The sequence below is a fragment of the Thermovirga lienii genome (assembly GCF_036847465.1).
Classification (GTDB): domain Bacteria; phylum Synergistota; class Synergistia; order Synergistales; family Thermovirgaceae; genus Thermovirga; species Thermovirga lienii.
The window spans coordinates 1-6,360 of sequence record NZ_DAITZW010000055.1 but is presented as its reverse complement, the minus strand read 5'-3'; the positions used below and the strand labels follow the sequence as shown (position 1 = coordinate 6,360).

Here is a 6,360-nt window from a genome sequence, read left to right as displayed (position 1 = left end):
CTCCGCTATCTCCATCAGGGGGAATAAAACCAGTCTCCATACTGTAAACTGTTCCTATTCCCTCCTTAGATAAAAACCACTCATCTCTTCCAGGCAGTTTACACAAGACAGGATGCGCTCCATCGATGATGAAATTAGATCCAAGCTTTTGCTCCCATTTTTCTATGCTCTTTGCAGGAACCTCTATTTTGTACATTTGCAGTTTTCTAGCAATGTTCCTTGCCTTATCCAAATTCTCGAAGCCGCGCGTCATGTTAGAAAGTTCATCCAAAAGGTTTCTCAAATTTTCATCCAACTCCACATACAAAGACACGCCTTTAGTCCTTTTTTCAATTAATTTCGGCAAAGTGTCCCAAGAACCTCTTTCAATGTCCTCCCATATATGCTCGGGCTTTAAACCATCCAGTATGCGACTAAAATACTCATCAACCATTTCCACTGTATCCTGCTCGTCAAACAGAGGCCTCTTGCCTAATATTTCCCTGGAAGCCAATAAGAGCACGTCATCATATACATCTCTACTAAAGCTCTTGCCTTTTTCCGGATCCATCAATTCTGCTATCACGACCTCCCCAGGTTCCCCCATTGAAAAATGGCGATTGCACCTGCCTGCAACCTGGATGATGCTGTCCAAAGGCCCTAGGTCTCTGAAAACCCATTGAAAATCCAAATCTACTCCTGCCTCTACAACCTGGGTGGAAACTAAATATCTTTTTACTCCTTCTTTCTCAAGGCCTATCAGCTTACCCAAAACTTCTTTTCTGTGTTTAGGAGTCATCCACCCGGAAAGGAAAAGAATAGGGTCAGAATCGTTCTGTCCAAGGATACCCTTTAGCATGTCGTAAGCCTTAAGTGCGCTTCGCTTTGTGTTGAGAACCACTAGCCCAGAACTTTCACGCAACCTGCTTATATTCTCCTCAAGCAAGTCCGGTAGGCTGTCTATATCATGAACACCGTCAATAAACCGGCATTCCTGACGGGTCTTATAGGGTCTTTTTGCAACCACACCTGCTGGAGCCAGCTCCTTTCCTTCGACAATATGAGGCTTAGTGGCTGTCATGAGAAGAAATGTAGTGTTGAATTTCTTCGACAAAAAACCTAGGACCTTACCAAACCCTTTCCACAACTGAGGTCTTATGGCTTGAGGTTCATCCATGATAACGACAGAATTGCTGAGTCTATGGAAATTCATGGATTCGTTTGCGCTGGAGCCGAAAATAGCCGTCCACAACTGAACTAAGGTAGTAACAACAACAGGTGAATCCCAATAACGAAAGAAGCTCTGCATTCTCTTTTCCGGCGTTGTGTTTTCTGTCTCAGTATCCGAAATATATGCCAAGCTGTGATCCTCTTGAACGTTATCTTCCCCAAAAACCTCTGAAGCTACTTGGGCATTTTGTTCAACAATGCTAATAAACGGCAAAGCGTATATTATGTTGCTAAACTTCATCTTTTTCGCCCAATTATGGGCCATCTCAAGACCAATAAGGGTCTTGCCTGAGCCTGTAGGTAAGCTCAGACTGTAAATGCCCGGCAAAGACACATTATCAGCAGCCTCTACACAAAGGCGCCTCACTTCAGAACGCCAACCTGCCATGGGAGTATCAACAGAAAAGGTCTTTGCCTTCCACTGGGGGATTACACTCTTCTCTACTTTCTGTATCCTCATTGCATCCATTCGATCTGAAGTTATGAAGAGGGAATAAATAGTTCTGAACCGTAGCCAATCCTCAAGCCTGTTCTTTTCTCCTAAAAGCAGTTCAAAAGCTAACTCCTGTAGCTTGTGTTCAGACAACATGAAAGGCCAACTTGGAAGGATCTCCTTCAAGGAAACGTTGACATTTTCCGCTTTAAAATCATCGCATGCCCAGTAAGACTTTGATTCATCATAGTTACATATGCTGGAGTGATGCCTGCGGACTCCTTCCGAACAGACAAGATCATTGGTGACCGCAAGTGTAAACCATGCAGAAGGTTCAGCATGGCGAACCTTTGTACCTTTTCCTTGCAAGTATTTTTGGAAAGAGCAGTGAGCCTTTCCAAGGTCGTGAGTCCAGCAGACCCATTTGAGTTTCTCCATATCTATGGGCACACGATTTCTCTCGGACAAGCACTCCGCCAACTTCCACGTCCCCATCAAGTGATCTTTAAGGGGGCGCCCTGGGTGACTCTCTAAATCACCAGGAAGGGAACCAGGCGACCACATCCTCTCCACACCTTGCAATTTCCACATCTCCCTTTTCTTCGATTGCAATCCCTTTATCTGGAGATAATTGGAACAATACTGTTATGGACTTCTTCAAAGTTCTTTCTTCATCCATGCTGAAAGGCACCAATTCCCTGAAAACACCTCCAGAGCCCAAAACATCTACCTTGAGGCCATCTTCAAAAGGAATGACTGTATTAACCTTTACCGGAGGAATACAACCTTCCTCTTTAAATCTGCCTAGGTACTTCACATCACAAAGGGCATATGCAACTCCTAGATAAGGGGTGTAAAGAAAGCATCCCTTGCTCAAAAAAGAATCAAGCTCCTCTTCAAGGGGCCCTTTTACAAAAACTCTATATCTTGGTTCCCTCAAGAATTGGTGTTTTACCTGAATATGTGGATTTTTTTGTGGCTCCTTTACGTTCCAAAAATTGATTGTTTCGCTATGCCAAGAGACAGGATTCATGATCCGCAATGCCACCTGTGTACCCTTCATCTTTTCCCAATATAATGCATTCCACCCTTTATCCTCGGCTCCATGAGTGTAGCCTAAAATAGCCGCGATCATACCTGCAAGAGCACTCGGTGGAGGAAAAGGATACGAAATAGAAGACGTAGTAGTATATGGCTTGCGGAACATGGCCATCCGTCCCGATATCTCAAAGACGGTTGGCAAGGCAATCACCTCTCCTCTAACTCAAGACTCAAGTCCATGCTTTCTTGCAGCCTGTCCAAACCTTTTAAATAGACTTCTCTATCTTTCCTTACCCTAACCTTGTCTATAAAATTCTTTCTTGAAATAACCTCTTCCACTAATGGCTCCGCATCCAAAATTACGTTTTCAAGAGATCTCAAGGCCAGCTCCTCCTCTTCACTCAAGGGAGAACCGTCTTTCTTTTTGAGGCCTATCTTGTCGTCCATTGAACCAATGACGCCGTTGTATCCTTCTTTATACGCAACCTCCAGTAAAAGCCTTGGTTTGTGGCCTATCTTGCTTCTTGTTATCAAGTTTTCGTGACCTACCCATACAGCGTCAAAATGTGCATCTAGATCTTCAGAAGTAGCTCCGGTAGTTTCAGCAGCATACTGATTCGCTACAGCGTAACTGGCTATTAGGGCGAAAGGTACTATATATTCATTTCTGAAGGAACGTTGTTCGCTGGTCTCTTTTGTGGCAAAAGCAGCTGTACCTTGAACAAATTCCACCTTCGCCCTATGAAGAGAACGTCCCCATTTCCACTGTAAGGGCCCAGTCCATGAGAAAGATTCCTTTCCCAAAGCAAAAGTAACTCCAAACAGGCGAGTGTCTATGCACCTACTTAAAGCCTCCCTAGCCTCTTCGACATTGAACTTTTCCTTCAGCTCCTTTACCCTTGAATCAAGGGTCTTAGGCTCACCATCAACGAAAACGTCTTTGCCTTCCCGTACAAACTGGTCCCTTATGGTCCTTTTGATCCTGACGTCCGATACCAATATCTGCCCTGAATCAGCGTCATATCGAGGATGATTTGCGTTGAGAGGATCCCCATTAGGATTGGCGTCCTTTACGCTATAAACAAAAAGTAGCTCTCTTCTTTTCTCAAAAGCCATCTTTCCACCCTCCTCTTATATAGCTTCGCTTTTTATTCTTTCCCTTCTTCTTGCTTCTTGAAAATCTTTTCAAAACAGAACTTTGGGGCATTCATAAATGCCACAGCAAACACGAAGTTGCCATCCACTCCAAGGTCTTTTTTCTGTCCCGTGATAATGAGTTTACCTGCCTCGGCAGCCAAGACTTCTATCATTCCCGCATAAGGTATTTCGTAGGCTCTTATAAGCTCTGGTATCCGTGATAAATGCTTTTTGAGGTCCCTTAGTTGAATTTTCCCAAAGTTAATCTGTTTGAACAGAGGAGAATTCCCTAAATCTCCACTTTGACCAGCCTGTCCTTTTGCCAACATCCCTAACGCCACACCCGCTAAGAAAACTCCCTTGCCTAAATCCTCCTTCAGATACGGATCAGAGAACTCGTCCAGAAAATCAAGCTTCACAAAATTCACCTCCCTGCTTTATTGACTCTCTCCAAGAAATCCAAAACCAAAAGCATTCGACCACTCTTGGTTGGACCAACTTGGGACCAATCTCCAGATGCAAAAAGACCAGGAAAACGAGAAACCATATTGGTCTTCAAACCACGCACATCTACTTTTTGTCCGTTCAACAATTGCCCCAAGACCTTAAAACATCTATCCATCTGAAATTTCTTCTCGCTATCGCCGGTACCAGCCAGATCTAAGTAAACCCACACAATGTTTCTTATTGCGAAATCTAAATATTTGCTCTCTGTGTTGTCCTTTTTGAATGGAGAGTACACCTCCAAAGACTTCCTCCATAGCTCCTCCAGCCTCTTTAGTCTGGTAGGCGGGACGTCCTCAACTATGAGATGTACCCTTTCTTGAGCCTGGTTTTTTTCCCAAAACATGAAATGAAAGACTAAGCCCTCACCTTGCCGAGCAAGGAAGGAAAAAAGGTTTTTCTCTATCCTTAATCCTTTTTTTATAAAATCAGATACATTGTCTGCTACAGCGGCAAGTTGCTCATGTCCAAAAATCAGCTCTGGTACGACATCTATGTTGATGCCGTTTATTATGCTGCCATTGGAAAATTTATTTCTTAAGACATCCTTCCCCTTTGTGAACATAGCGTTGCACTGTTGACATATAGGGAAGACTTTATTTTTGTGCTTTTTATTATTCCCGGGCAAGAAGCTAACTTTGTCGAACGTGGAAAACTTGAACACGTCACTAAAAGATGCGCTACTTTCCTCAGAGCAGCCACAGAAAGAACATTTTATTAAATCTCCACCACCTGATTTCTTTGCTAATTTTTGTCTAAAGTATGAAATAAACGCTGGTATATCTCCAGGGTACAAAAAAACCGACTTATCTTCACATCCAAACATTAAAATGTACGATCTCTTTGGATCCGACCACAAGTCACAAATTTCTCCTCTCCGTTCAACAAGCTTAGTCATTATTAAATCTACACTTCCCTTTGAAAAAACACCCTCTCTCTCTAAATCTGCCAAGACCCTGTTATACAGCTTGTAAAATCTAGAATCTTGCTTGTCTTTCCACTCCGTTTCTTCCAGGAGTTTTTCTCTATCTGCTTTCTTGGGGCTGCCCAGTTTGTAGGTTGGAGAATAGGACCAAGTCACGTTGGCTCCGACAGGATCCCTGTAAAGGTATTTCCTCCTTTTCTCCTGAAGGGTTCCTTCTCCAGCCAGAAAATCGACGACATCAATCTTTGCTATGTCCCTTACTTCCAGCTGTTTTCCTAAGGGCTCTTCGGCTTCAAGCCAAACTCTTATAATGCGACCTTTCCTGTCTTGGTCTTCTATGATTGGAAGGGGTAGCGTAAGGAAATTGTCTATATCCTCCCACTCAGGAGAAAAGTCAGTAGATGATTCTCTTTTTCCCAAACTATATACCGCTTCGAGGAAGCCCATGTTTATTCCTCCCTTTCCGCTCAAATAATGTCACACATCCCCAACCAGCACTGTTTTTGACACCTATACCTGCATCCAACGCAACTGACAACAGCTCTTTCGGCCCCTTCAGCACAAAATCGCCCCACCACCCTTTTATCGGGCGAGGATCATCGGGCTTGAAAAGAGCCGTCTGGAGCCTTGGGCGCGAAAGAGGCTCCAGAGTTACCTTTCCCTCTGGAACGGCTCTTTCGGAATAAATCAATTTGTATTTCTTCAACAAATTATTGTGTATTTGCCTTTGAAAATCTTGTTCAGAGGGCGCGTGATAGACCGTATAGGGCCTCCCATCTGTTTTGTACATGGTTGAATAACAGCAAATGGGAGAAAGCGTCCTAATCGAAATTTCCTCCTCAACCACAAGCTCTGTATAAACATTTACCGATGAACAGAACACTTCGTTACCTGCCAAACGGAGGTACTCTTTTTGCAAAACCTCATTTAACACGTCTTGGGATATGGAGGAAAGAGAAGAAGAGATAACCAGAGAAGCTCCATCTTGGAAAACTACATATTTGTCATCAAAAACCTTTTTGCCCATAAGCCACGAAAAAGAGAAAAGTTTAAACTTTCGCCCATCGATCTTGTAACCTTCGTCGTGGAGAAACTTAGCCAAGTTGCTAGA

At 43.5% G+C, this 6,360-nt stretch carries 6 protein-coding genes; all 6 read right to left on the bottom strand.

Annotation, left to right across the window (positions count from 1 at the left end; translation table 11 throughout):
* The coding region (cas3, locus tag V7Z69_RS09350; RefSeq protein WP_334139728.1) for a CRISPR-associated helicase Cas3' at positions 1-2,206 on the bottom strand (2,206 nt) is incomplete at its 3' end.
* Positions 2,178-2,894, bottom strand: coding sequence for a type I-B CRISPR-associated protein Cas5b (gene cas5b, locus V7Z69_RS09345; RefSeq protein WP_334139727.1), 717 nt, complete (start codon positions 2,892-2,894; stop codon positions 2,178-2,180). The genes cas5b and cas3, both read right to left, overlap by 29 nt.
* The gene (cas7b, locus tag V7Z69_RS09340; protein WP_334139726.1) at positions 2,891-3,799 is read right to left on the bottom strand and encodes a type I-B CRISPR-associated protein Cas7/Csh2; all 909 of its coding nucleotides are present in this window, start codon (positions 3,797-3,799) and stop codon (positions 2,891-2,893) included. Before cas7b ends, cas5b begins: the two co-directional genes overlap by 4 nt.
* 32 nt (positions 3,800-3,831) lie before the next feature.
* Positions 3,832-4,239, bottom strand: a complete 408-nt coding sequence (locus V7Z69_RS09335) for a TM1802 family CRISPR-associated protein (protein WP_334139725.1) — start codon at positions 4,237-4,239, stop codon at positions 3,832-3,834.
* A 5-nt stretch (positions 4,240-4,244) separates the two neighbouring features.
* Positions 4,245-5,696 carry a TM1802 family CRISPR-associated protein gene (locus V7Z69_RS09330; protein WP_334139724.1) on the bottom strand — a complete coding sequence of 484 codons (1,452 nt, stop codon included), beginning with the start codon at positions 5,694-5,696 and terminating at the stop codon, positions 4,245-4,247.
* Positions 5,671-6,360: CRISPR-associated endoribonuclease Cas6 (gene cas6 / locus V7Z69_RS09325; RefSeq protein WP_334139723.1), on the bottom strand; the 690-nt coding region annotated here is incomplete at its 5' end. The genes cas6 and V7Z69_RS09330, both read right to left, overlap by 26 nt.